Origin of the sequence: Pseudomonas sp. UFMG81, assembly GCF_015354575.1 — a bacterium.
Lineage (GTDB): Bacteria > Pseudomonadota > Gammaproteobacteria > Pseudomonadales > Pseudomonadaceae > Aquipseudomonas.
In genome coordinates, this window is sequence record NZ_JACAFQ010000010.1 from 120,255 (window position 1) to 142,486 (window position 22,232).

Genomic DNA, 22,232 nt, shown 5'->3' on the forward strand with positions numbered 1-22,232 from the left:
CCCCATGGATCGGTTCGACGTACCTGATAAACGCTGGTGGATAGTCAAGGACTGGATCATCCGCCAGATCGACAGCGGTGAGTGGCCGGCGCAAACCAAGCTGCCGTCCATCCGCACCCTGGCCCGGCTGTTCGACACCAGCATCACCACCGTGCAGCGGGCCCTGGCCGACCTCGAAGCCAACGCCTATGTGCTGACCGAGCCCAGGGTCGGCTACTTCGTCTCGGCGGCAGGCGGGGCCAGCCCCGGCAGCCGCTTCGACTTCTCCAGCGTCACGGTCAACGTCAACCACGCAGTGGTCGCCATGCTCTCGCAGGCGGCCAGCCGCACCACGCTGTCGCTGAGTTCGGCGGTGCTGCACGGCGACCTCACCCCCCACGTGCTGCTCAACAAATGCCTGGCACACATCGCCAGCAAGGCCGACCAGTCCGTCGCCGGGTTGGTGACCCCACCCGGGCACGCGGCGCTGCGCCGGCGCATCGCCGGGTTGATGCTGACCCGGGGCGTGGTTTGCGGGCCGGACGAGGTGCTGGTCACCTCGGGCGATACCGTGGCTTTGGAGCTGGCGCTGGAGGCCGTCGCCCGGCCCGGCGCCACCGTGGCCATCGAAACCCCCACCTACTACGGCATCCTGCAGACCATCGAGCGCCTGGGGATGCGCGCGCTGCCCATGCGCACCGATGGCCGCAGCGGGCTGGACATGGCGCACCTGGAAGAGGCGCTGAAGCTGAAGAAGGTCGATGTGATCTTCCTCAACCCCACGCTGCAGAACCCGCGTGGCTTCATCATGCCCGAGGCCGCCCGGGCTCGGCTTTCGCAGCTGGCCCGCGAGGCTGACGTGCCGATCATCGAGGACGACATCTTCTTCGACCTGGTACCGGAAGCCGAGCGCCCGCGGGCGCTCAAGAGCTACGACAGCACCGGGCAAACCATCTACTGTTCGTCGTTCTCCAAGACCGTCGCCCCGGGCTACCGGGTGGGCTGGTGCGTGGCCGGCAAGTACCGCGATGCGATCCTTGCGCAGATGTTCTCGCGCAACCTGGCGGTGTCGAGCCTGGCGCAAAGCGCGCTGAACGAGTTCATCGGCCGCGGCTACATGGACGAGCACTGCGCCCGGCTACGCGGGCAACTGGCCACGGTCAACGAAACGATGCTGGGGCTGGTGCGTTCGGCCTTCCCGGCGGGCACGGTCTACGTGCCGCCGCGTGGGGGGTTCATCCACTGGCTGGAGCTGCCGCCGGGTACCGATATGGCGCTGCTTCAGCAGTTGGCCCATGAGCGGGGTTATCACATCGCCGGCAGCGGGATTTTCTTCGCCGATGGGCAGCCCACCACGGGGTTGCGCCTGTGCCTGGGCAGGCCACTGTCGCCCGAGCTGAGCCAGGGGCTCAAGGTGTTGGGCGAATGTGCCCGGCAGGCGCTCGAAGAACCACAACTGCAGCTGTAGGAGCGGCCTTGCGTCGCGAAAGGGCTGCGCAGCGGCCCCAGCGCCTCAGCAGTGCGGCTTACATTGCTGGGGCCGCTCTGCGGCCCTTTCGCGACACAAGGCCGCTCCTACACAGGGATCGTACAACCCAAGAGTACTTGTACCCCATAGATCGTTGACAAGCCGATTCTCACTTGATAATAATCGCCACGGTTGTACGACAACACACAACAAAAACAACAATCAGTGAAGAGTCCCATGCCAACATTCCATTCGCGCACGCCGTGCCTGTCGCTGCACACCCGTCTCCCGATAACGCTCCCCGGCGAATCCTAGCCGCAGGCCCTGGCTACCTAGCGCCTTCCGGCTCGAACCCCCACGCCCTCACGGGCTGAACTGACCCGCCCCTGCCGTTGGCCGCCTGCGCGTGCCCGGCAATCGGCTGCCTCACATTCGGGAGCACAACCACCATGAACATCCGCCAACCCCTGCCTTTCGCCCTGCTCGGCGCCACCCTGCTCGGCAACCTGCCCAGTACCAGCCTGGCCGCCGGCTTCGTCGAGGATGCCAAGGCAACCCTGGGCCTGCGCAACTTCTACATCAACCGCAACTTCGTCGACCCGAGCAACCCACAGAGCAAGGCCGAAGAGTGGACCCAGAGTTTCATCCTCGATGCCCGCTCCGGTTTCACCGAGGGGCCGGTCGGCTTTGGTGCGGATGTGCTGGGGCTGTGGTCGGTCAAGCTCGACGGTGGCGGCGGCACCTACGGTACAGCCTTGCTGCCACGCCACGACGACGGTCGCCCAGCCGACGATTACGGCCGCCTGGCGGTGGCGGGCAAGGCGCGTATCTCCAAGACGGAACTTAAGATCGGTGAGTGGATGCCGGTGCTGCCGATCCTGCGTTCGGACGATGGTCGCTCATTGCCACAGACGTTCCGCGGCGGCCAGCTCACCTCCAGCGAAATCGCCGGCCTGACGCTCTACGGCGGGCAGTTCCGCGGCAACAGCCCGCGCAACGACGCGAGCATGGAAGACATGAGCTACGGCGGTGGCGTCTCGGACCGCTTCAACTTCGTCGGTGGCGAGTACACCTTCAACCAAAAGCGCACCCTGATCGGCCTGTGGAACGCCGAACTCAAGGACGTCTACCAGCAACAATACCTGCAGTTGAGCCACAGCCAACCGCTGGGCGACTGGACCCTCGGCGCCAACCTCGGCTACTTCCACGGCGATGACGACGGCGCCGCGCGGGCCGGGCAACTGGACAACAAGACCTACTCGGGGATGTTCTCTGCCAAGTACGCCGGCCACACGTTCTGGGTCGGGCTGCAGCGGGTCGATGGCGATACCTGGATGCGGGTCAACGGCACCAGCGGCGGCACCCTCGCCAACGACAGCTACAACTCCAGCTTCGACAACGCCGAAGAACGCTCGTGGCAGCTGCGGCATGACTTCAACTTCGTCACCGTCGGGGTGCCGGGGCTGACCCTGATGAACCGCTACATCAGCGGCGACCACGTGCACACCGGCGCGGTGACCGACGGCAAGGAATGGGTGCGCGAGACCGAGCTGGCCTATGTGATCCAGAGCGGCCCGTTCAAGGACCTGAGCGTGAAATGGCGCAATTCGTCGATCCGCCGCGACTACAGCAACAACGAGTTCGACGAGAACCGATTGATCTTCAACTACCCGTTGTCGTTGTTGTAGCAGCGCTGCCCACAGGGTTATTCATCGTCCAAAGGCAGCATTGACAATACTCAAAACCGCTGTCGATAATCCGCACAGTCATACGACAACCTACAACAATTAACAACAGAGCCGGCCATGACCCCTACCCCCTTCAAGCGCCTGCTGCTCACCGGAGCCGCAGGCGGCCTGGGCCAGGTCCTTCGCGAACGCCTGCAAGGCTGCGCCGAGGTCCTGCGCCTGTCTGACATCAGCCCCATGGCACCCGCCAGCGGCCCCCACGAAGAAGTGGTGAGCTGCGACCTGGCCGACAAGGCCGCGGTGCTGGCACTGGTCGCAGGGGTGGACGCCATCGTCCACTTCGGCGGCGTGTCGGTGGAGCACTCGTTCGAGGAGATCCTCGGCCCCAACATCTGCGGCGTGTTCCACATCTACGAGGCTGCGCGCAAGCATGGGGTCAAGCGCATCATCTTCGCCAGCTCCAACCACACCATCGGTTTCTACAAACAGGACGAGCGCATCGACGCCCATGCCCTGCGCCGGCCCGACAGCTACTACGGGCTGTCCAAGTGCTACGGCGAGGATGTCGCCAGCTTCTACTTCGACCGCTATGGCATCGAGACCGTCAGCATCCGCATCGGCTCGTCGTTCCCCGAGCCGCAAAATCGACGGATGCTCAGCACGTGGCTGAGCTATGACGACCTCACCCAACTGATCGAGCGCGGCCTGTTCACCCCGAACGTGGGCCACACCGTGGTCTACGGCGCCTCGGCCAACCCGACGCAGTGGTGGGACAACCGCTACGCCGCGCACCTGGGCTTCGCGCCGAAGGATTCCTCCGAGGTGTACCAGGCCAAGGTGCAGGCGCAGCCGATGCCTGCTGCCGACGACCCGGCGATGGTCTACCAGGGTGGCGCCTTCGTCGCTGCCGGGCCCTTCGATTGAGTCAACCTGCCAGGAGGCCGCCCATGCACGCAGAACTGATCCTCGACGCCCGCAACGGCACCGGTGAAAGCCCGGTGTGGCACCCCAGCGAACAGGCCTTGTACTGGGTCGACATTCCCGCCGGCCAGCTGCACCGCTGGCAGCTGGCGGATGGCGCGCACCAGCACTGGCAGGCCGATGAAATGCTCGCCTGCATTGCCCGCAGCGCCAGCCCCGAGGGTGGCTGGATCGCCGGCATGCAGAGCGGCCTGTTCCATCTGCAGGTCAGCGCCCAGGACACTTTGGCCAGCCGCCCGCTGGCCAGGGTGACCCATGCCCGCGAGGGCATGCGTTTCAACGACGGGCGCTGCGACCGCCAGGGCCGTTTCTGGGCGGGCACCATGCTGATGGACATGCAGCAAGGCGCCACGGTCGGCGCGCTGTACCGCCACGCCGGTGACGGCCAGCCGCTGCACCTGCAGCAGGACGGCATGATCGTGCCCAACGGCCTGGCCTTCAGCCCCGATGGCAAGCGCATGTACCTGTCCGACTCGCACCCCCAGGTGCAGGCCATCTGGGCCTTCGACTACGACACCGACAGTGGCACCCCACACAACCGCCAGCTGTTCGTCGACATGCGCGACTACCCCGGCCGCCCCGACGGCGCCGCCATCGACCAGGACGGCTGCTACTGGATCTGCGGCAACGACGCAGGCCTGGTGCACCGTTTCACCCCCGACGGCCGGCTTGACCGCTCGCTGCCGCTGCCGGTGAAGAAGCCGGCCATGTGCGCCTTCGGCGGCCCGGGCCTGGACACGCTGTTCGTCACCTCGATTCGCCCCGCAGGCGTGGACCTTGCCGACCAGCCGCTGGCCGGTGGCGTGTTCGCCCTGAACCCGGGCGTCAAGGGCCTGGAGGAGCCTGCCTGGCGCAACTGAGCCCGCTCCACCGCACTGACCACACGAACGAAACCAGACAATAACAACACCGGAGTTTCCTCATGACCTTGAAGCACAAGTGGCTACTGGCCGCCCTCCCCTTCGCCCTGTCCATGTCGGTCTCGGCCGCCACCCTGAACATCAAGTTCGCCGAGATCCACCCCAGCGGCTACCCGACCGTGGTCGCCGAAGAGCACATGGGCAAGAAACTCGAAGCGGCCAGCAACGGCGCGATCACCTTCAAGATGTTCGCCGGCGGTGTGCTGGGTTCGGAAAAGGAAGTGATCGAGCAGGCGCAGATCGGCGCCGTGCAGATGACCCGCGTGAGCCTGGGCATCGTCGGCCCGGTGGTGCCGGATGTGAACGTGTTCAACATGCCGTTCGTGTTCCGTGACCACGAACACATGCGCAAGGTCATCGATGGCGAGATCGGCCAGGAAATCCTCGACAAGATCACCAATTCCGACTTCAACCTGGTGGCCCTGGCCTGGATGGACGGCGGCACCCGCAGCCTCTACACGAAAAAACCGGTGCGCAGCATCGAAGACCTCAAGGGCATGAAGATCCGCGTGCAGGGCAACCCGCTGTTCCTCGACATGATGAACGCCATGGGCGGCAACGGCATCGCCATGGACACCGGGGAAATCTTCAGCGCCCTGCAGACCGGGGTGATCGACGGGGCGGAGAACAACCCGCCGACCCTGCTGGAGCACAACCATTACCAGAGCGCCAAGTACTTCACCCTGACCGGCCACCTGATCCTGCCGGAGCCGGTGGTGATGTCCAAGACCACCTGGGAAAAGCTCACCCCCGAGCAGCAGACCCTGGTCAAGACCGTCGCCCGCGAGGCGCAGATGGAAGAACGGGCGCTGTGGGACGCCAAGTCGGCCGCCAGTGAAGCCAAGCTCAAGGCGGCGGGCGTGGAGTTCATCAGCGTCGACAAGAAGCCGTTCTTCGATGCCACCGCCCCGGTACGGGAAAAGTACGGTGCGCAGTACGCCGACCTGATGAAGCGCATCGCCGAGGTCCAGTAACCCCGGCTCCGTTCCCAGATGATTCCTGCAGGGCGGCACGCGCCGCCCTGCAGCTTCGGTGATGCCCTATGAAAAATTCATTCCTGCGTCTGAACGACGCCCTGTACCGCGGCTGTATCTGGATCGCCGGCCTGTCGATCCTGACCATGACGCTGATCATTCCCTGGGGCATCTTCGCCCGTTACGTGCTGGGCACCGGTTCCAGCTGGCCGGAGCCGGTGGCGATCCTGCTGATGGTGGTGTTCACCTTCCTCGGTGCGGCGGCCAGCTACCGCGCCGGTGCGCACATGGCGGTGGCGATGGTCACCGACCGCCTGCCGCCGGCCCAGCGCAAGGCCGCGGCATGGCTGGTGCAGCTGCTGATGCTGCTGGTGTGCGTGTTCATGACCTGGTACGGCTACAAATTGTGCGTGACCACCTGGAAGCAGTTTCTCGCCACCCTGCCGTCGGTGCGGGTCGGGCTGACCTATGCACCGATCCCGATCGGCGGCGCGATCACCCTGATGTTCGTGCTGGAAAAACTCATGCTCGGCGACCAGAGCCAGCGCCAGGTGATGCGCTTTGATGCCATCGAAGAACACGAAGGAGTGGCATGATGGATGCGTTGATTCTGATAGGCAGCTTCCTCGCGTTGATCCTGCTGGGCATGCCGGTGGCCTATGCCCTGGGCCTGTCGGCGCTGATCGGCGCGTGGTGGATCGACATCCCGCTGCAGGCCATGATGATCCAGGTGGCCAGTGGGGTTAACAAGTTCTCGCTGCTGGCCATTCCATTCTTCGTGCTGGCCGGCGCGATCATGGCCGAGGGCGGCATGTCGCGGCGGCTGGTGGCGTTCGCCGGGGTGCTGGTGGGCTTCGTGCGCGGCGGCCTGTCGCTGGTCAATATCACCGCCTCGACCTTCTTTGGCGCGATCTCCGGCTCATCGGTGGCCGACACCGCCTCGGTCGGTTCGGTGCTGATCCCGGAGATGGAGCGCAAGGGTTACCCGCGCGAATTCTCTACCGCCGTCACCGTCAGCGGTTCGGTACAGGCGCTGCTGACCCCGCCCAGCCACAACTCGGTGCTGTACTCGCTGGCAGCCGGCGGCACGGTGTCGATTGCCTCGCTGTTCATGGCCGGGGTGATGCCCGGGCTGCTGATGAGCGCGATACTGATGGGCATGTGCCTGATCTTCGCGAGAAAGCGCAACTACCCCAAGGGCGAGGTGATCCCGCTGCGCCAGGCCATGAAGATCGCCGGTGAAGCGCTGTGGGGCCTGATGGCCATGGTGATCATCCTCGGCGGCATTCTGACCGGGGTGTTCACCGCCACCGAGTCGGCGGCGATCGCCGTGGTCTGGTCGTTCTTCGTGACCATGTTCGTCTACCGCGACTACAAGTGGCGCGACCTGCCCAAGCTGATGCACCGCACGGTGCGGACCATCTCCATCGTGATGATCCTGATCGGCTTCGCGGCGAGCTTCGGCTACGTCATGACGCTGATGCAGATCCCGTCGAAGATCACCACGCTGTTCCTGACCCTGTCGGACAACCGCTACGTGATCCTGATGTGCATCAACTTCATGTTGCTGCTACTGGGTGCGGTGATGGACATGGCGCCGCTGATCCTGATCCTCACGCCGATCCTGCTGCCAGTGATTACTGGCATCGGTGTGGACCCGGTGCATTTCGGCATGATCATGCTGGTCAACTTGGGGATCGGTTTGATCACCCCACCGGTGGGGGCGGTGCTGTTCGTAGGTTCTGCGATCGGCAAGGTCAGTATCGAATCCACGGTCAAGGCGCTGCTGCCGTTCTACCTGGCGCTGTTCCTGGTGCTGATGGCGGTGACCTACATTCCGGCCATCTCGCTGTGGCTGCCGAGCGTGGTGCTGTAACGCCACAAGGCGGGCCTTGATGGCCCGCCCTTCCCTGCAAACGGACCCTGCATCATGGCTGTCTCCCTCGCTACACCTCACCTCTTCCCCCGCAAACTGGCGGTAGCGCTGCTGGCGCTGCTGGCCTGTTGCTTCGCCGGCAACCACATCGCCGCGCGTATCGCCTTCGACGACGACACCGGCGTATTACTGGCCATCCTCTGCCGCTCGGGCCTGACCCTGCTGGCCCTGGGTGGCCTGGTGCTGTGGCAGCGCCAGCCGCTCGGGCTACCTGCCGGCTCGTGGCGCTGGCAACTGCTGCTGGGCCTGCTGATCGCCACCCAGAGCCTGTGCCTGTACTCGGCCGTGGCGCGGATTCCGGTGGCCCTGGCACTGCTGGTGGGCAACACCTTCCCGATCCTGCTGGCGCTGCTGACCTGGGCCCTCGGCGGACCACAGCCAACCCGGCGCACCGCGGCCTTGATGGGCTTGATCCTGTTCGGCCTGGTGCTGGCGCTGGACGTGCCCTCTCGCTTGAATGGCAGCGCCGAGGCCAACCCAGACTGGACCCTGGGGGTGAGCCTGGCGTTCTGCGCCGCCTGCGTGTTCGCCTGCGCCTTGTGGATCACCGACCACAAGCTGGCCGGCGTGCGTGGCCCGGTGCGCAGCATGCTGACCCTGCTGATCGTGTTCGCCAGCATGCTGCTGGCAGGCTCCGGCGGCCTGGTACCGGCCGGGCTGGCGCTGCCGGGCAGCAGTGGCGGCTGGCTGGCCCTGGCCAGCCTGGTGGTGCTGTACGGCACGGCGTTCACCCTGCTGTTCGTGTGCATGCCACGGCTGAACATGGCGCAGAACGCCCCGGTGATGAACATCGAGCCGATCGCCACCCTGCTGCTGGGCTGGGCCCTGCTCGGCCAGCACCTCAATACCCTGCAGCTGCTCGGCGCCGCCGTGGTGGTGTGCGGGATCGTCCTGTTGACCTATCGCAAGGCGGTGTGAAGCCGCCTGCAACGTCGGAGCGCTGCGATGCCTGTGCCTGAACTGCACCTGCAAGACCGTCTGACCCGCCTGAGCCTGGCACCCACCCTGGGCGCCAGCCTGATCAACTGGCAGGCCAAGGCCAGCGGCCAGGCACTGCTGCGCCACAGCGACAGCGCCGCACTGGCCAGCGGCTCGCCACGACGCCTGGGCTGCTACCTGCTGGCGCCCTGGTCGAACCGCATCGCCGGGGGCGGTTTCCAGTGCCCTGACGGCTGGCTGGCGCTGGCGCCCAATACCGACCATGACCCCTACCCTCTTCATGGCAGTGCCTGGCAGCAGCCCTGGCGAGTCGACAGCGTGGGTGATGGCCATGCCCACCTGAGCCTGAACAGCCAGGTGCCCTTTGCCTACCGCGCGACCCTGGACGTGCGCCTATATGAGGGCTGCCTGACCCTTGAGCTTGAAGTGACCCACCTCGACCCACGGCCGACCTGGCATGGGCTGGGGTTTCATCCGTACTTTGCGCGCTTTGCCGACACCCAATTGCTGGCGCCCGCGCAGCAGGTCTGGGTGGGGGACGAGGGGCAGTTGCCCTCGCGCCAGGCCACGATCCCGCCGCAATGGTGTTTCGACACGCCGCATGCCTTGCCCACCGAGGTGGTCGATCATGCCTTCAGCGGTTGGCAGGGCACCTGCAGCATTGTCCAGCCGACCGCGGGGTATCGCCTCGATTGCCATGCCAGGGGTGCCGATCACTACCTGTTGTACTGCCCCCAGGGCCAGGGGTTCTTCTGCATCGAGCCGGTCAGCCACCCGATCAACGCCCATCACCTGCCCGATCGGCCGGGCTTACGGCTGCTGCGACAACATGAACAACTGCGCCTGGGTTTCAGCTTGCAGTACCAGGCACTTGGCACCGACTGAAAACGCCAAAGGGGCTGTAAGCAGCCCCTTTGATACATCGCAACGTGGTTAACGGCTCGAGCCGACCTGCACCTGAATCGGTGCCGCCTCACGAGGTAAACACCTCAATCAATGTTGTACGACACCTTCAACTCAGATGCTGCTGCGCTCGTAAGTGCTCGGCCAGCATATCGATGAAGGTGCGCACCTTGGTCGAGCCGTATTTGCTTTCGCGGTGCAGCACATGGATCGGCCAGGGCGCCTCTTCGAACTCGGCGAGGATCACCCGCAAGCGCCCGGCCGCCAGCTCGTCGGCCACCTGGTAGGACAGCAGCCGAGCGATCCCCAGCCCCGCGCTGGCGGCGACGATGGCGGCGTCGTTGCTGGTCACGGTCAGGCGCGGCTTCATGCGGATCAGGGTCGGGTCGTCGATGGCGCCGAAGCGCCAGTCGGTACGCGGCGACAGGTTACCGGCGGCGATCACCGTATGGTATTGCAACTCGGACGGGTGGCGCGGCGTGCCGTGGCGTTCGAGGTACTCGGGCGAGGCGCACAGCAGCCGGCGCATGCTGCCCACACGCAGGGCCTTGAGGCCGGAATCGGGGAGCTGGCCGATGCGCACGGCCACGTCCATGCCCTCCTCCACCAGGTTCACCACGCGGTCGAGGAAGAAGGCCGATACGTCCACCTCGGGGTACTGCTGCAAGTAGCGCACGATACAGGGCATGACGAACTTCTTGCCGAACAGGATCGGCGCGGTCACCGCCAGGTCGCCCTTGGGCGCGGCGTTGATGCCGGCGGCGGCTTCGTTGGCCTCGACGATGCTGGCGAGGATGTGGCGGGTGTCTTCAAGGTAGCGCCCGCCGGCTTCGGTCAGGCGTACGCTGCGGGTGGTGCGCAGCAGCAGCTTCACGCCGAGCTGCTCTTCCAGGGCGGTCACGGCGCGGGTCACCGCTGCCGGCGAGATGGCCAGGCGGCGCGCGGCGGCGGCGAAACTTTCCAGTTCGCCGACAGTGACGAACACCTTCATCAGGTGGATCTGGTCCATGCGGGCTCCTGGGCCTCGGGGGTGCGGGGATTATCCGTCATAGCGGGGTTTTGTGCTGCCTTCACTGGCCCTATCGCCGGCAAGCCGGCTCCCACGCAGACCGCATGAATCCACCCTGTGGGAGCAACTGTCTTGCGCAGGCCTCTGTAGGAGCGGTCTTGTGCCGCGAAAGGGCCGCAAAGCGGCCCCGGCAGTCTTGAAGCGGACTTGAAATCCCGGGGCTGCTCCGCAGCCCTTTCGCGGCACAAGGCCGCTCCTACAGGGGAGTGCATGTAGCCACGAAGTGGGAGCCGGCTTGCCGGCGATAGGGTCGCTACGGCCAACCTCAAAGTTCCAGTACCAACGGCTGCGCGCCCTCCTCCGGCTGGGCCGGCAGCGCGCAGCAGATCAGCGCAAAACCACGCTCAGGCAGTTCCGCAGGCGGGTTGGGGTAATGCACCTGGCCGCTGACCACACGGGTCTTGCAGGTACCACAGGAACCTCCCCGGCAGCTGAAATCCGGTGACAGGCCACGGCTTTCGGCCAGCTCCAGCAGCGTGCCGCTGCTCGGCGACCAGCGCGCCTCCTTGGCGGAGTCGGCGAAGTACACCGGCACCGGCTCGGTGGCGGCAGGCGGTTGTTGCAGCACCGGCTGGCGGTCATCGGTGTGGCGGCGCAAGGTCGAGGGGCCGAAGGCTTCGGCATGGATTCGCGCATCGGGCACATGCACACCGCGCAGGCCTTCGTACAACTCCTGGGTGAAGGTGCCCGGGCCGCACAGGTAGAAATCGTAATCGTCCAGGGCCAGCGTGGCCTTTACCTGGGCGATACCCAGCCGACCGGCAGACTCGTAGTCACGCCCAATCGCTGCGTCGGCTTCTGGCTGGCTCAGGGCACGATGTACGCTCAACAGGCCACCGGCCTGCTGCCTGAGCGTCGCCAGCTCTTGCTGGAATGGCAGGTCGGCCAGCGTGCGTGCGCCGTGGAACAGGTGGATGCGCCGCGCCTGCCCGCTGCCCAGTTGCGCGCGGAGCATGGCGAGCAGCGGGGTGATGCCGACGCCGGCCGCGATCAGCACCAGTGGCCGTGTGCTCTGCATGTCCAGCGTGAAGCTGCCTGCCGGTTGGCGGACGTCCAGCGCGTCACCGACCTTCAACTGCGCATGAAGATAGCGGGACGCCGGGCCCTGCGCCTTGACACTGATCCGCAGGGTGCCGTCAGACGGTGCGCTGGACAGGCTATAGGTGCGGATCAGTGGCGCCTGGCCGTCGAGCTGCACACGCACGGGGATGTGCTGCCCCGGGGCGAAGCTCACCGCCTGGCCATCCTCGGGCTGCAGGTGGAACGAGCGGATATCGCGGCTTTCCTGCTCGATGTGCGTCACCCGCCAAGCCTGCCACTGGCGCTGGCGTTCGCGCTGTTGCAAGCGTTGCTCGGCCTCGGCCCAGGTGCCGGTGGCCAGGCTGGTCGGTGCATACTCCTGGAACGCCCAGCGCAGCGACACCGCTGCTGGGCGAAGCACCACGTGATCGATGTCCAGCGTCCAGAGCCGTTCGGCCCCTTCGAAGGCATTGATCAGCGGGCTGTCGAGGATCACCTCGGCACGCCCGGATAGCTGCAGCACGTTGCCGGTCTGGAAGTCGACGAACAACAGGCCGGCCAATGGATTCACCAACAGGTTGCCGAGGGTGTTGAAGTGCAGGTTGCCGGCGTAGTCGGGGATGGTCAGGCGGTTGCCTTCGACCCTGACGAAGCCTGGCCGGCCACCGCGATGGGAGACGTCGACCGCGCGCCGGCCATCGTCGTGCTCGACGAAGCTGGCGACGAAGAAGGTGTCGGCGCCCTCGATCATGGCGCGGGTGGTGGCATCCAGCGCCGTGGCGTCCAGGCGACCCTGCGGGGGCTCATCGACCCGAGTGTATTCACGCAGCTGGATGTACTGCGGGCAATTGCCGAACGACTGATCGACCGTCACCTCCAGCTGGCCAGCGCTGGCCTGGAGGATCTGGCCATTGAGGCGGTTGCGGCGGCGGGTGTGCAACTCGATGCCCAGCAGGCCGATGGCGCCGCCGTTGGCCAGGCCAGTTGCAGCCGGATCATCGGCGGGCACCTGGGTGTCGATCCGCAGTTGCCGAGGGTCGGGCGAACTGACGAAGCCTTGCGGGCCTTCGAGCAGTGTCGCCCAGGGCTTGCCGTCGGCATCCACCGCACCGGCGACGATGAACGGCAGCTGTTGGTAGAACAGCCGATGCTGGTCGGGCATATGGTCGCGGATGACCTTCTGCCCGAACGCCTCCATGCGCTCGGCAACGCCGACCTGCTCTTGCAGTCGTTTTTCACCTGCATGCCAGGGAGATCGCATGGCGGCATACCTCGGGGTTCAGAGGGTGGTTTGCAGGCCGATGACCGTACGTGGCATCGGCACGAAGCCCGGCAGCGCTTCGATCCGGGCAAGCCAGGCACGCACGTTGGGGTACGGCTCCAGCGATACATTGCCCTCGGGGGCGTGGGCGATGTAGGAGTAGTTGGCGATATCGGCGATGGTGGCGTGGTCACCGACCAGGAACGGCGATTCGGCCAGCTCGGCGTCGATCACCTTGAGCAGGGTGTGGGCGCGGCCGATCACTTCGTCGGTGTTGAACGAGGCACCGAACACGGTCACCAAACGCGCGGCGGCCGGGCCGAAGGCCAAGGGGCCTGCAGCCACCGACAGCCAGCGTTGCACGCGGGCGGCACCGAGCGGGTCCTGGGGCAGCCAGCGCTCACCGCCGTAGGCCTTGGCCAGGTACACCAGGATGGCGTTGGAATCGGCGATGACGGTGCCGTTGTCGTCGATCACCGGCACCTGGCCGAACGGGTTGAGGGCGAGGAAGTCTGGTTGCTTGTGCGCGCCCTTGGCCAGGTCGACGAATACCAGTTCGGTGGGCAGGTTCAGCAGCGACAGCATCAGCTCGATGCGGTGGGCGTGGCCGGACTTGGGGAAGTTGTAGAGCTTGATCGGGGTAGGCATGGGCTTGGCTCCGGGTCAGCGCCGGGAGTGGCGCTGCTGGAGACCATGCTGCACCGGATCGGCTGGCAGCAGAATCGGTGTTGGAAGCAATCCAGTATTTCGCTGGGTGGAATAATGGCGGGCTATTCCCGCAAGCCGGCACCTACCGTGGGAGCGGGCTTGCCCCGCGATGGCCTTTTCAGTGCCGTTGCTGTCTCTGGTACTGGTACAACCCGCGCGCGGCCTCGACCACCTGTGGCACGCAAGCCTGGTGCTCATCGAAACTCATCGAGTCGAGCAACTCGAAGTTGTCTTCCAGCCCGTGCAGGGAGATAGCCTTGAGCAGACGATCCTGCTCAGGTGGCAACTCATTCCATTCGGTCACTTGGGTGCCGCGCATGTAGCCGAAACACCACTCTTCGAGAATGATCGTGGGGCCCTCTTCGCCTTCACTCTCTTCGAACAGCGGCTCGAAATTGTCGAGGTTATCAGCCAGTTCTTCGGCGATCTGGCTGGCGTAACGCAGCATCAACGCCGTATAGGCCTCTTCATGGGCGGGCTTCTTGAATTTCGGGACCTTGCCGCCGGAGACGGCAGGCAGCCATTGCTCGGGATTGACCGTGACCGGGGAGCTGGCCAGGGCGGTGAAGAACCCGTTGAGCTCGGCCAGGTTGAGCACGGAATAATCGTTGCCGTAGGTGATCAGCAGGTCTTCGAGGCGGTCGAGTTCTTTTTCGCTGAGCGCGGGGAGCATGGGCGGGGGTGTCCTGGGGTAAATGTGTGTGCACCCTAGCACAGGCGGGGGGCAAGCGTGCCCGCTCGCAGGGAGCGGGCGTCGGTTCAGGCGCTCAGCCAATCCTCCAGTTGCTCCACGACATCTGCTCCAATCAACAGCCACAACAGGATGCGGCACTTGCGCGGGCACAAGCCGCCGGCCATGCGCATGCCACGGGCCTGCAGGTCGATCTCGCCGCCGACAAAGCCGTAAGTCGCCCTTGCCGTTGGGCCACTGCCGGTGCGTGTGGCGACCACCACCGGCATGTGTCGGGCAACGGTGCCCATCGTTTCGGCCCAGGTGACAGACACGTGACCTGCACCGAAACCGGCGACTACAAGCCCCTCGTAGCCCAGCTCCGGTAACGCGGTCAACAAAGCATTGTCGGCATCGAGGCAGGCCTCGAGCAGCGCGACACGATGCCCCGTCTGTATCGGCAAGGGCAGTACCTTGCGCGGCAACGGCTGGTGACGATAACGCGCAGCGCCTTCCACCACTGCCCCCACGGGCCAGCCGCCAGGTGACTCGAACGCGGCCATTGCCAGGCTGGCCGTCTTGCGCACCTGGGCGGCCGCGTGGATCTGATCATTGATCACCACCAGCGCTCCGCGCCCTCGGCTGCTTTCATCCAGTGCCACCTGTACTGCCGCCAGCAGGTTCGCCGGGCCATCGGCGCCTGGCTGGTTCGCCGCACGCATGGCCCCTGTCAGGACCAGGGGCACTGCGAAAGGCCAGAGTAGATCGAGAAACCAGGCCGTCTCTTCAAGGGTGTCGGTACCTTGAGTGAGCACCACGGCCTGGGCACCACGCGCCACCTCATCACGGGCCCAGGCCAGTACCTCGAGCAAGGTCTGGAAGGCCAGCGACGCACTGGGCTGCAAGCACAAGTTGGCCGTGCTGATCCGGGCAATGCTCCGCAACGGTGGGACCAACGCCAGCAAGGTGTCGGCGTCCAATGTCGGCGTTACCCCATGCCCTGCCGCCACTTCCTGCATGCTCACCGTGCCACCCAGGCTACCGACCGATACGCGCGGCAAATCGTGTGATTGCTTCACCCTTCACCCCCCATGAACATGCCTATCAACGGCACGATCAGCAGGGTGCTGATGGCCATGGACATGACATTGCCGATGTAACCGTGCATGTAGCCTGGCAGGCGCTGGCTGATCGCCGCCGCCAACGGTGGCGCCAGCAGTGCCCCCAGGACCGCGCTGGCCACCACCACTTGCCAGCTGCCCCCCAGCGTGAGAACAGCCGCCGGCACGATCGAGACGATGGGAATATAGGTGGGGTACCAACCACGCTGTATCCACTGCCGACGCCAGAGCAGCACCCCGACCAGTGAGGCGAGTGCCTGCCCGGCCACGATATGCAGTACCAGTTGCGAGCCGTACGCCGGCGCCCCGGGCGCCAATCCATAAGCCAGGAACACGCCCAGCAGGAGCCCGAGGCTTGCCAGTTCATTACCAAAGAACGGTGCTTCGCTGAAATCGGCCAGGACCCGGCGGAGTGTCCACACCACGCCGTAGTTCGGGCTCGATGCCGCCGGACTGGTGGGCATAACCGGACGCTGGCCACCGCGTACCAGCGCAGCGAAGCGCCTGCATAGCAGGAAGGCCAGCGCACTGGCCAGGGCCATACCCAGGACGTTGCCGACCACCACCGGCCACTGCAACGGGTAACACAGGTAGTTGACCAGCAGCAGGCTGGCAGGTGTCACCAGCAGTGCACCGAGCACAGCGCCACTGACCGTCACTCGCCAGCCACCACCGAACAGCAGCACCATGGCAGCGGGCAGAGAGACGAACGCCACGAAGGTCGGTTGCCAACTGCCGCTGTTGAGTGTCCAACCCCAAAGTGCATGGCTGAGCAACAGGCCGAGCAACGAACTGGTGAACAGCCAAGGCCACAGGCCTGTGCCATAGCAGATGGCAAAGCCTTGCCAGCGATGCCCCCGTAGATGGGCCCAGTGCGCAAGACTTGCACCCAGCAGCAGGCCGAGGGCTGGCAGCTCGTGTTTGTAGAAGGCGACTTCGCTGATATCACCGATGATCCAACGCAGCCGGCTCAGGGGCTGGTCGAGGGTCGCGGTGAGTTGCGAGTAGTCTGGCCACTGGCCAAGCGCAAGGCTGGCAACCAGCAGCGCGACCAGGCTGCCCAGGATCAGTGCCGGTGTACGCTGGCGAAATGATGGAAGGGTCTGTTCCACGGTAACCCCTCCTCAGCGCGGCATCGGCGCATGCAGCCGATAGCCCAGGGTGGCGTCATAGAGATCGGTACGCCGATCACGGGGCAGGTCGTTGAGGCTGTTCCAGATCGGCGCGGAGCGTGCGCTGCTGAGGTCGACGTCGGCGTAGAGGATGCATTCCTCCTCGGCATTGGCCACGTCACCGATGGGCCAGCCGTTGGTACCGGCGATCAGCGAGCAGCCGAGGAAACGACCACCGCGCTCATGGCCAATACGGTTGGCGGCTGCGATATAGACGTTGTTGACGTGGGCGGCGGTCATGGTGAGGTAGGAGGCCATGCAGCGGCCGGCCTCGTCGAACAGGGGCGGCGGCGTCCATACCCAGTTGTTCAGGCTGCAGATGATATCGGCCCCCTGGGCGGCCATGAGCCGTGGCACCTCCGGGAACCAGATGTCCCAGCAGATCAACAGACCGATTCGCCCGATGGGCGTTTCGAATACTGGGAAACCCAGATCGCCGGGCGTGAACCAGAGCTTTTCCTGGTTCCACAGATGCGCTTTGCGGTAATGCCCGAGCAAGCCGTCAGGCCCGTACAGCACGGCGCTGTCATAGAGTTTGAGGCCATCGCGCTCGGCGAAGCCCGCTGCCAGGTAGACTTGGTGCTCGTGGGCGAACTGCGCCCAGGCCCGCACAGTTGGGCCCTCATGGAGCAGCTCGGCGTGGGCATAGGCTTCTGCTCGTGACTGGAAGGTATAGCCCGTGTTGGCCAGCTCTGGCAGGACGATCAGGTTGGCGCCTTCGCTAACCGCTTGCCGGGCCAATGCTAACCCTCTGTTCAAATTGCTGGCGCAATGCTCCACGCCGACTTGGGGGTCGTATTGAATGACGGCTATGCGTACAGGGCTGATAGAGAGGTTTTGTTGCTGCATGGCGGCTTCCTTTTTTGGTTGTTATGGAAGGCCGCCAGTAAAGCGAGAAGCGCCTAGGGAGCAGTAGTCTGGAGATTCCCTTGGCTGCGCAGGAGATGATCAAGCTTTTTGGAAGAAACATCCTAGGAAGTTGTTTCACCCCGCTTGTGAGCGCACCTGATAGTGGGGGTAGTGGGCGAGCGTGAAGCCGCCATTGAAGTGTGCAGCCGTTTCCCTGCAAAGATTGATCACCGTATCGATGGCCGTGCGCAGGCAAGGCTCGGTCCAGCCAGCATCGACAGAAAACGACTCACCCGCAAGATAGAGCCCTGAGATGCCTGCTGTGTCACGGTTGTACTTCATCAGGCCCACGGCGTCGTAATAGGTGCCCGGACGGTACAATTTCGCACAGCCCAACGCATTTCGATCTGTCATCCACCGTTGTACCCGAATGTTTCGAGTGTCGATGTAGGGTGAAATCGGTTCACCGATATTGGTGCACCGCAACAAGATTCTATCGAGCTCCTTCACGCACTTGTCCACCAGCTCACTGTCGGTAAACACGGCCAGCTTGGTAGCGTCATCTTCCCAGGTGTAACTGAGTAAAATGCAGTCATTGGCGTAGCTGTCGTTGTAGCGATAGGCATAGACATCGTGGATGAAGCTGTCAGTGACCAGTATCTGTGGCATATGCGGATTACGGTCGAGAAATGCCTTGTGCAGTGGCGCATAAACCTTGCAGCTCGTTTCCCAATGGGCGTGCCTCCAACCATCGATGATCGTTTGCGGCAGCATCTGCCGGGTGAAGCCTTCAAGTCGCATTCCGGTCTCGATCAACCATGAAGGCGTGGTAAGCACCACACTGTCGAACACCTCGCTCAGCTGTCGTACCTTGACCGGGTTGCTATGGTGCCAGCGGTAATCAACCCGTATCTGGCCGGCGGCAAGTTTGCTTAGCCCAACGACCGAGCTGTCCGTCAGCAAGCCGTCCTCACGGGTCACGCATTGCTTGTACAACGAAGTGCCCAGTTCTTCGATATCCATGAACAACAGGGACTCATCCATCGCAGCAAGCCCTTGATAGGCCGGAGCCTGGAAATGCAGTCCCCTGCTGTCTGCAAGCGTGTCGACGTTACGATAGGGCGCGGCTAGAGGCACGCCGTCTTCGTTCACTCGCCCATGGACCAGTTGCAGATGGCTGCTGAAGCCGAAGATTGCAGTGCGTAATGGGTATAGGCAGCAGACGTCGTAGAATGCGCCCCAACTGCCATCACCAATGCCGATTGCATAGAAGATCGCAGACTCGTCGGCGTCCATGCCGAGGCCGCCGAAGTCGCCAGGCACAGCGGGATCCCAGACGTCTTGCGCAGACAAGTGCACCAGATCACGAAACGACATTTTGTGGTAGCGCTCGACGATCGCCGACCACATGGTTTCCCATCCCTCTGTGCCATAGACGCGAGCAACCTGTTCGGCAAACCGCTCGGCAAAGCGTTGCCATTTACCGTGAATGCTCTGCAGTACATCTGTGGGTGGTGGCGTGTGACCTTCAGGGTTCTTCCAGATGAGCAGCTTCGGCTCACCCTCACCTTCGAGCTGGCCTTCACGCAGGTAGATGCCTGTGGCATTGACCCATGGCGTGCCAGGGTTCGGGAAGTCCGATAGGTGCAGATTGAAGAGGTTGGCGTAATAGGCCATCAATGATCGGCCAGCCTTTGGTGGTTCACCGGTCCTATTGAAGAAAGGCATGCGCATGGCGCCCATCTCGAACGGTGCAGTGATATGGGTGGGATCGTTGCTGTTGTTGACCACTGTAAGGTGGCGACCGCCAATCCGTTGTGCCCGTTCGATCAAAGTGATGCGGGAAAAACCGCAGCGTAGCAGTTCACGGGCTACGGTGAGGCCCGTGATACCCGCACCGATGATGCAGATCCGATGTTCCGGTCGGGTGGCCTGGGCAACTCCACCTTGTTGCTCGACGAGGCGACGGTAGTCGAAGCACAGGTCCGGTGGATTGGGAAAGCGCGCTGCCCAAGGTAGAGCCGCAGAAGTTGGCTCGATATCAAGGTCGGCGGGATGGTTGTGCGTCGATCCGATGGTCATGATCTCGGGTTCTCCGTTGAGGATGAGGAACCTGAGCGTGCCTAAACCAGCGGAGGTGGGAGCGGTAGATGCTTATTGACGAAGATGACTGGCACGGCTTGATCAAATGCAATCGCCGGCATGCCGGCTCCCACAAACATCGTGGGAACCGGCTTGCCGGCGATGGTTTGCTACGGATTAGACCGTCAGCGCGCGCTCACGCAGCTCGCTGTTGAGGATGCGGTCGTTCTCGCTGTAGTCGACCGGGCAGTCGATCACGTGCACGCCCGGGGTCTTGATGCAGTGCTCCAGCAGCGGCAGGAAGCCTTCGGCGCTTTCCACGCGGTGGCCGTTGGCACCGTAGGCTTCGGCGTACTTGACGAAGTCCGGGTTGCCGTAGTCCAGGCCGAAATCGGTGAAGCCCATGTTGGCCTGCTTCCAGCGGATCATGCCGTAGCCGTCGTCGCGCAGGATCACCACGGTCAGGTGCATGCCCAGACGTACTGCGGTTTCCAGCTCCTGGCTGTTCATCATGAAGCCGCCGTCGCCGCACACCGAAATCACTGGGCGGTCCGGGTAGACCAGGTGCGAGGCCATGGCCGATGGCAGGCCGGCGCCCATGGTTGCCAAGGCGTTGTCCAGCAGTACGGTGTTGGGCTTGTGGGCCTTGTAGTTACGGGCGAACCAGATCTTGTAGATGCCGTTGTCCAGGGCGACGATGCCTTCGGACGGCAAGGCGCGACGGATGTCGGCAACCATGCGCTGCGGGTAGATCGGGAAGCGGTCGTCGTCGGCGCCTTCGGCGATCTGCGCTTCATTGGCTTCGCGGATGGCCATCAGGCGGGTGAAGTCCCAGTGGCTGGTGTCGGTCAGCGCTTCGCTGATCTGCCACACGGCGTTGGCGATGTCGCCGATCACTTCCACCTGTGGGAAGTACACCGCGTCCACTTCAGCGGAGCGGAAGCTCACGTGGATCACTTCGGTGCCGCCGCGGACCATGAAGAATGGCGGCTTCTCGATCACGTCGTGGCCGATGTTGACGATCAGGTCGGCGGCTTCGACGGCGCGGTGCACGAAGTCACCGGAAGACAGCGCAGCGTTGCCCAGGAAGCGTGGGTGGCGCTCGTCGACCACGCCTTTGCCCATCTGGGTGGTGATGAACGGGATGCCGGTCTTGTCGATCAGTTGCTTGAGAACCTTGGCGGTCATCTTGCGGTTGGCGCCGGCACCAATCACCAGGATCGGGTTGCGGGCGTTCTTCAGTTTCTCGACGGCGGCTTCGATGGCCACGTGCTCGGCCAGCGGGCGACGGTGCAGGCTGCGCGGGATCGGCAGAGCGTCGGTCTGCTCGGCGGCGATGTCTTCCGGCAGCTCAAGGTGCACGGCGCCCGGCTTTTCTTCTTCAGCCAGGCGGAAGGCTTCGCGCATGCGCGCCGGGATGTTGTCGGCGGAAGCGAACTGGTGGGTGTACTTGGTGATGGGGTCCATCATGCCGCACACGTCGATGATCTGGAAACGGCCCTGCTTGGACTTCTTGATCGGCTTCTGGCCGGTGATCATCATCATCGGCATACCGCCGAGATACGCGTAGGCGCTGGCGGTCACCAGGTTGGTGGCGCCGGGGCCGAGGGTCGACAGGCTGACGCCGGTCTTGCCGGTCAGGCGGCCGTAGGTGGCAGCCATGAAGCCTGCGGACTGTTCGTGGCGGGTCAGTACCAGCTTGATCTTCGACTTGCGCAGGGACTCGAGCAGGTCGAGGTTCTCCTCACCGGGAATGCCGAATACATACTCGACACCTTCGTTTTCCAGGCATTGCACAACGACATCGGCGGCCTTGGCCATCTTGCTTCTTACCTCAAGTAATAGGACGGTGAAAGTCCAGAAATGCGCAGCACGGTACGCTGGCATCGCGCTGTCCGGGCGCTAGGATTGCCCCGAACCTAAGCCTTGACGCAGGGTGGAGGCGGGAAAGTCACGCCATCGGGCGGTATTAATTGTCGCACCCCTGGCGTGGTTTGGTGAGGTAACCGATGAACAAGGTAAGAGCAGCAAGCGGCGCTGCGATTGTCGGTTGACACACCGTAGGAGCCAGCCTTACTGGCGAAGCGGGCCGCGCGGGGGTTGGCAGCGGCGCTACCGGTGTTCGCCAGCCAGGCCGGCGCCTACGGATGGGTAGGATTTTTACCGCACAAAGACAAAACCCCTACCTGCATGTGCAGATAGGGGTTTTGCGAAATGAATCTTGACGATGACCTACTCTCACATGGGGAAACCCCACACTACCATCGGCGATGCATCGTTTCACTGCTGAGTTCGGGATGGGATCAGGTGGTTCCAATGCTCTATGGTCGTCAAGAAATTCGGTTGCCGGTCTGTCTTTGCAGACAACCCAGCCAATTCGGATATGTGAATTTGTGAAGTTGCGAACTTTCGGTTCTTTCGTCTTCACCACCACAATCTGCAGTTGCAAATTGCTTGGGTGTTATATGGTCAAGCCTCACGGGCAATTAGTA

At 64.0% G+C, this 22,232-nt stretch carries 18 protein-coding genes and 1 rRNA gene; 9 read left to right on the forward strand and 10 right to left on the reverse strand.

What is annotated here, in order from left to right; translation table 11 throughout:
- The first annotated feature begins 4 nt into the window (after positions 1–4).
- The 9 genes from IX761_RS10310 to IX761_RS10350 all read left to right on the forward strand — a co-directional run bounded on the left by IX761_RS10310 (position 5) and on the right by IX761_RS10350 (position 9,770).
- Positions 5–1,447, forward strand: a complete 1,443-nt coding sequence (locus tag IX761_RS10310; RefSeq protein ID WP_194789490.1) for a PLP-dependent aminotransferase family protein — start codon at positions 5–7, stop codon at positions 1,445–1,447.
- 449 nt (positions 1,448–1,896) lie between these two features.
- Positions 1,897–3,135 carry an OprD family porin gene (locus IX761_RS10315; RefSeq protein ID WP_194789491.1) on the forward strand — a complete coding sequence of 413 codons (1,239 nt, stop codon included), beginning with the start codon at positions 1,897–1,899 and terminating at the stop codon, positions 3,133–3,135.
- Between the two features lie 117 nt (positions 3,136–3,252).
- Positions 3,253–4,059, forward strand: a complete 807-nt coding sequence (locus tag IX761_RS10320) for an NAD-dependent epimerase/dehydratase family protein (RefSeq protein ID WP_194789492.1) — start codon at positions 3,253–3,255, stop codon at positions 4,057–4,059.
- Between the two features lie 23 nt (positions 4,060–4,082).
- A complete protein-coding gene (locus IX761_RS10325) occupies positions 4,083–4,976 on the forward strand; it encodes a glucurono-1,5-lactonase (protein ID WP_194789493.1) in 894 nt (297 codons plus the stop codon).
- Positions 4,977–5,038: 62 nt separating this feature from the next.
- On the forward strand, positions 5,039–6,010 hold the full coding sequence (locus tag IX761_RS10330) for a TRAP transporter substrate-binding protein (RefSeq protein ID WP_125462943.1): 972 nt from the start codon (positions 5,039–5,041) through the stop codon (positions 6,008–6,010).
- 68 nt (positions 6,011–6,078) lie between these two features.
- On the forward strand, positions 6,079–6,606 hold the full coding sequence (locus IX761_RS10335; protein WP_194789494.1) for a TRAP transporter small permease: 528 nt from the start codon (positions 6,079–6,081) through the stop codon (positions 6,604–6,606).
- A complete protein-coding gene (locus tag IX761_RS10340; protein ID WP_194789495.1) occupies positions 6,606–7,886 on the forward strand; it encodes a TRAP transporter large permease in 1,281 nt (426 codons plus the stop codon). Before IX761_RS10335 ends, IX761_RS10340 begins: the two co-directional genes overlap by 1 nt.
- A 54-nt stretch (positions 7,887–7,940) precedes the next feature.
- Positions 7,941–8,864, forward strand: coding sequence for an EamA family transporter (locus IX761_RS10345; RefSeq protein ID WP_194789496.1), 924 nt, complete (start codon positions 7,941–7,943; stop codon positions 8,862–8,864).
- Positions 8,865–8,891: 27 nt separating this feature from the next.
- Positions 8,892–9,770 carry an aldose 1-epimerase gene (locus IX761_RS10350; RefSeq protein WP_194789497.1) on the forward strand — a complete coding sequence of 293 codons (879 nt, stop codon included), beginning with the start codon at positions 8,892–8,894 and terminating at the stop codon, positions 9,768–9,770.
- A gap of 127 nt (positions 9,771–9,897) precedes the next feature.
- Here IX761_RS10350 and IX761_RS10355 read toward each other — a convergent pair whose 3' ends face one another.
- From IX761_RS10355 to rrf, 10 genes are all read right to left on the reverse strand, one after another.
- Positions 9,898–10,797, reverse strand: a complete 900-nt coding sequence (locus IX761_RS10355; protein ID WP_194789498.1) for a LysR family transcriptional regulator — start codon at positions 10,795–10,797, stop codon at positions 9,898–9,900.
- A gap of 325 nt (positions 10,798–11,122) precedes the next feature.
- Positions 11,123–13,138: a pyridoxamine 5'-phosphate oxidase family protein gene (locus IX761_RS10360; protein WP_194789499.1), complete on the reverse strand. Its 2,016-nt coding sequence runs from the start codon at positions 13,136–13,138 to the stop codon at positions 11,123–11,125.
- A gap of 18 nt (positions 13,139–13,156) precedes the next feature.
- Positions 13,157–13,786: a glutathione S-transferase family protein gene (locus IX761_RS10365; protein ID WP_194789500.1), complete on the reverse strand. Its 630-nt coding sequence runs from the start codon at positions 13,784–13,786 to the stop codon at positions 13,157–13,159.
- A 178-nt stretch (positions 13,787–13,964) separates the two neighbouring features.
- A complete protein-coding gene (locus IX761_RS10370) occupies positions 13,965–14,519 on the reverse strand; it encodes a UPF0149 family protein (RefSeq protein ID WP_194789501.1) in 555 nt (184 codons plus the stop codon).
- 86 nt (positions 14,520–14,605) lie between these two features.
- A complete protein-coding gene (locus IX761_RS10375) occupies positions 14,606–15,595 on the reverse strand; it encodes an asparaginase (protein ID WP_194789502.1) in 990 nt (329 codons plus the stop codon).
- Positions 15,592–16,749, reverse strand: a complete 1,158-nt coding sequence (locus tag IX761_RS10380) for a hypothetical protein (RefSeq protein WP_194789503.1) — start codon at positions 16,747–16,749, stop codon at positions 15,592–15,594. Before IX761_RS10380 ends, IX761_RS10375 begins: the two co-directional genes overlap by 4 nt.
- Before the next feature lie 12 nt (positions 16,750–16,761).
- Entirely contained in the window at positions 16,762–17,658 is an 897-nt protein-coding gene (locus IX761_RS10385; RefSeq protein ID WP_194789504.1) for a nitrilase family protein, read from the reverse strand.
- 135 nt (positions 17,659–17,793) lie between these two features.
- On the reverse strand, positions 17,794–19,740 hold the full coding sequence (locus IX761_RS10390) for a flavin monoamine oxidase family protein (RefSeq protein WP_194789505.1): 1,947 nt from the start codon (positions 19,738–19,740) through the stop codon (positions 17,794–17,796).
- Between the two features lie 177 nt (positions 19,741–19,917).
- A complete protein-coding gene (locus tag IX761_RS10395) occupies positions 19,918–21,561 on the reverse strand; it encodes an acetolactate synthase large subunit (protein WP_194789506.1) in 1,644 nt (547 codons plus the stop codon).
- Positions 21,562–21,959: 398 nt separating this feature from the next.
- Positions 21,960–22,075, reverse strand: a 5S ribosomal RNA gene (rrf, locus tag IX761_RS10400).
- Between the last annotated feature and the right edge of the window lie 157 nt (positions 22,076–22,232).

Bases quoted from the DNA above. Each gene is read 5' to 3' on its own strand.
- IX761_RS10310 (WP_194789490.1), top strand. From the start codon at position 5: ATGGATCGGTTCGACGTACCTGATAAACGCTGGTGGATAGTCAAGGAC.
- IX761_RS10315 (WP_194789491.1), top strand. From the start codon at position 1,897: ATGAACATCCGCCAACCCCTGCCTTTCGCCCTGCTCGGCGCCACCCTG.
- IX761_RS10320 (WP_194789492.1), top strand. From the start codon at position 3,253: ATGACCCCTACCCCCTTCAAGCGCCTGCTGCTCACCGGAGCCGCAGGC.
- IX761_RS10325 (WP_194789493.1), top strand. From the start codon at position 4,083: ATGCACGCAGAACTGATCCTCGACGCCCGCAACGGCACCGGTGAAAGC.
- IX761_RS10330 (WP_125462943.1), top strand. From the start codon at position 5,039: ATGACCTTGAAGCACAAGTGGCTACTGGCCGCCCTCCCCTTCGCCCTG.
- IX761_RS10335 (WP_194789494.1), top strand. From the start codon at position 6,079: ATGAAAAATTCATTCCTGCGTCTGAACGACGCCCTGTACCGCGGCTGT.
- IX761_RS10340 (WP_194789495.1), top strand. From the start codon at position 6,606: ATGGATGCGTTGATTCTGATAGGCAGCTTCCTCGCGTTGATCCTGCTG.
- IX761_RS10345 (WP_194789496.1), top strand. From the start codon at position 7,941: ATGGCTGTCTCCCTCGCTACACCTCACCTCTTCCCCCGCAAACTGGCG.
- IX761_RS10350 (WP_194789497.1), top strand. From the start codon at position 8,892: ATGCCTGTGCCTGAACTGCACCTGCAAGACCGTCTGACCCGCCTGAGC.
- IX761_RS10355 (WP_194789498.1), bottom strand. From the start codon at position 10,797: ATGGACCAGATCCACCTGATGAAGGTGTTCGTCACTGTCGGCGAACTG.
- IX761_RS10360 (WP_194789499.1), bottom strand. From the start codon at position 13,138: ATGCGATCTCCCTGGCATGCAGGTGAAAAACGACTGCAAGAGCAGGTC.
- IX761_RS10365 (WP_194789500.1), bottom strand. From the start codon at position 13,786: ATGCCTACCCCGATCAAGCTCTACAACTTCCCCAAGTCCGGCCACGCC.
- IX761_RS10370 (WP_194789501.1), bottom strand. From the start codon at position 14,519: ATGCTCCCCGCGCTCAGCGAAAAAGAACTCGACCGCCTCGAAGACCTG.
- IX761_RS10385 (WP_194789504.1), bottom strand. From the start codon at position 17,658: ATGCAGCAACAAAACCTCTCTATCAGCCCTGTACGCATAGCCGTCATT.
- IX761_RS10390 (WP_194789505.1), bottom strand. From the start codon at position 19,740: ATGACCATCGGATCGACGCACAACCATCCCGCCGACCTTGATATCGAG.
- IX761_RS10395 (WP_194789506.1), bottom strand. From the start codon at position 21,561: ATGGCCAAGGCCGCCGATGTCGTTGTGCAATGCCTGGAAAACGAAGGT.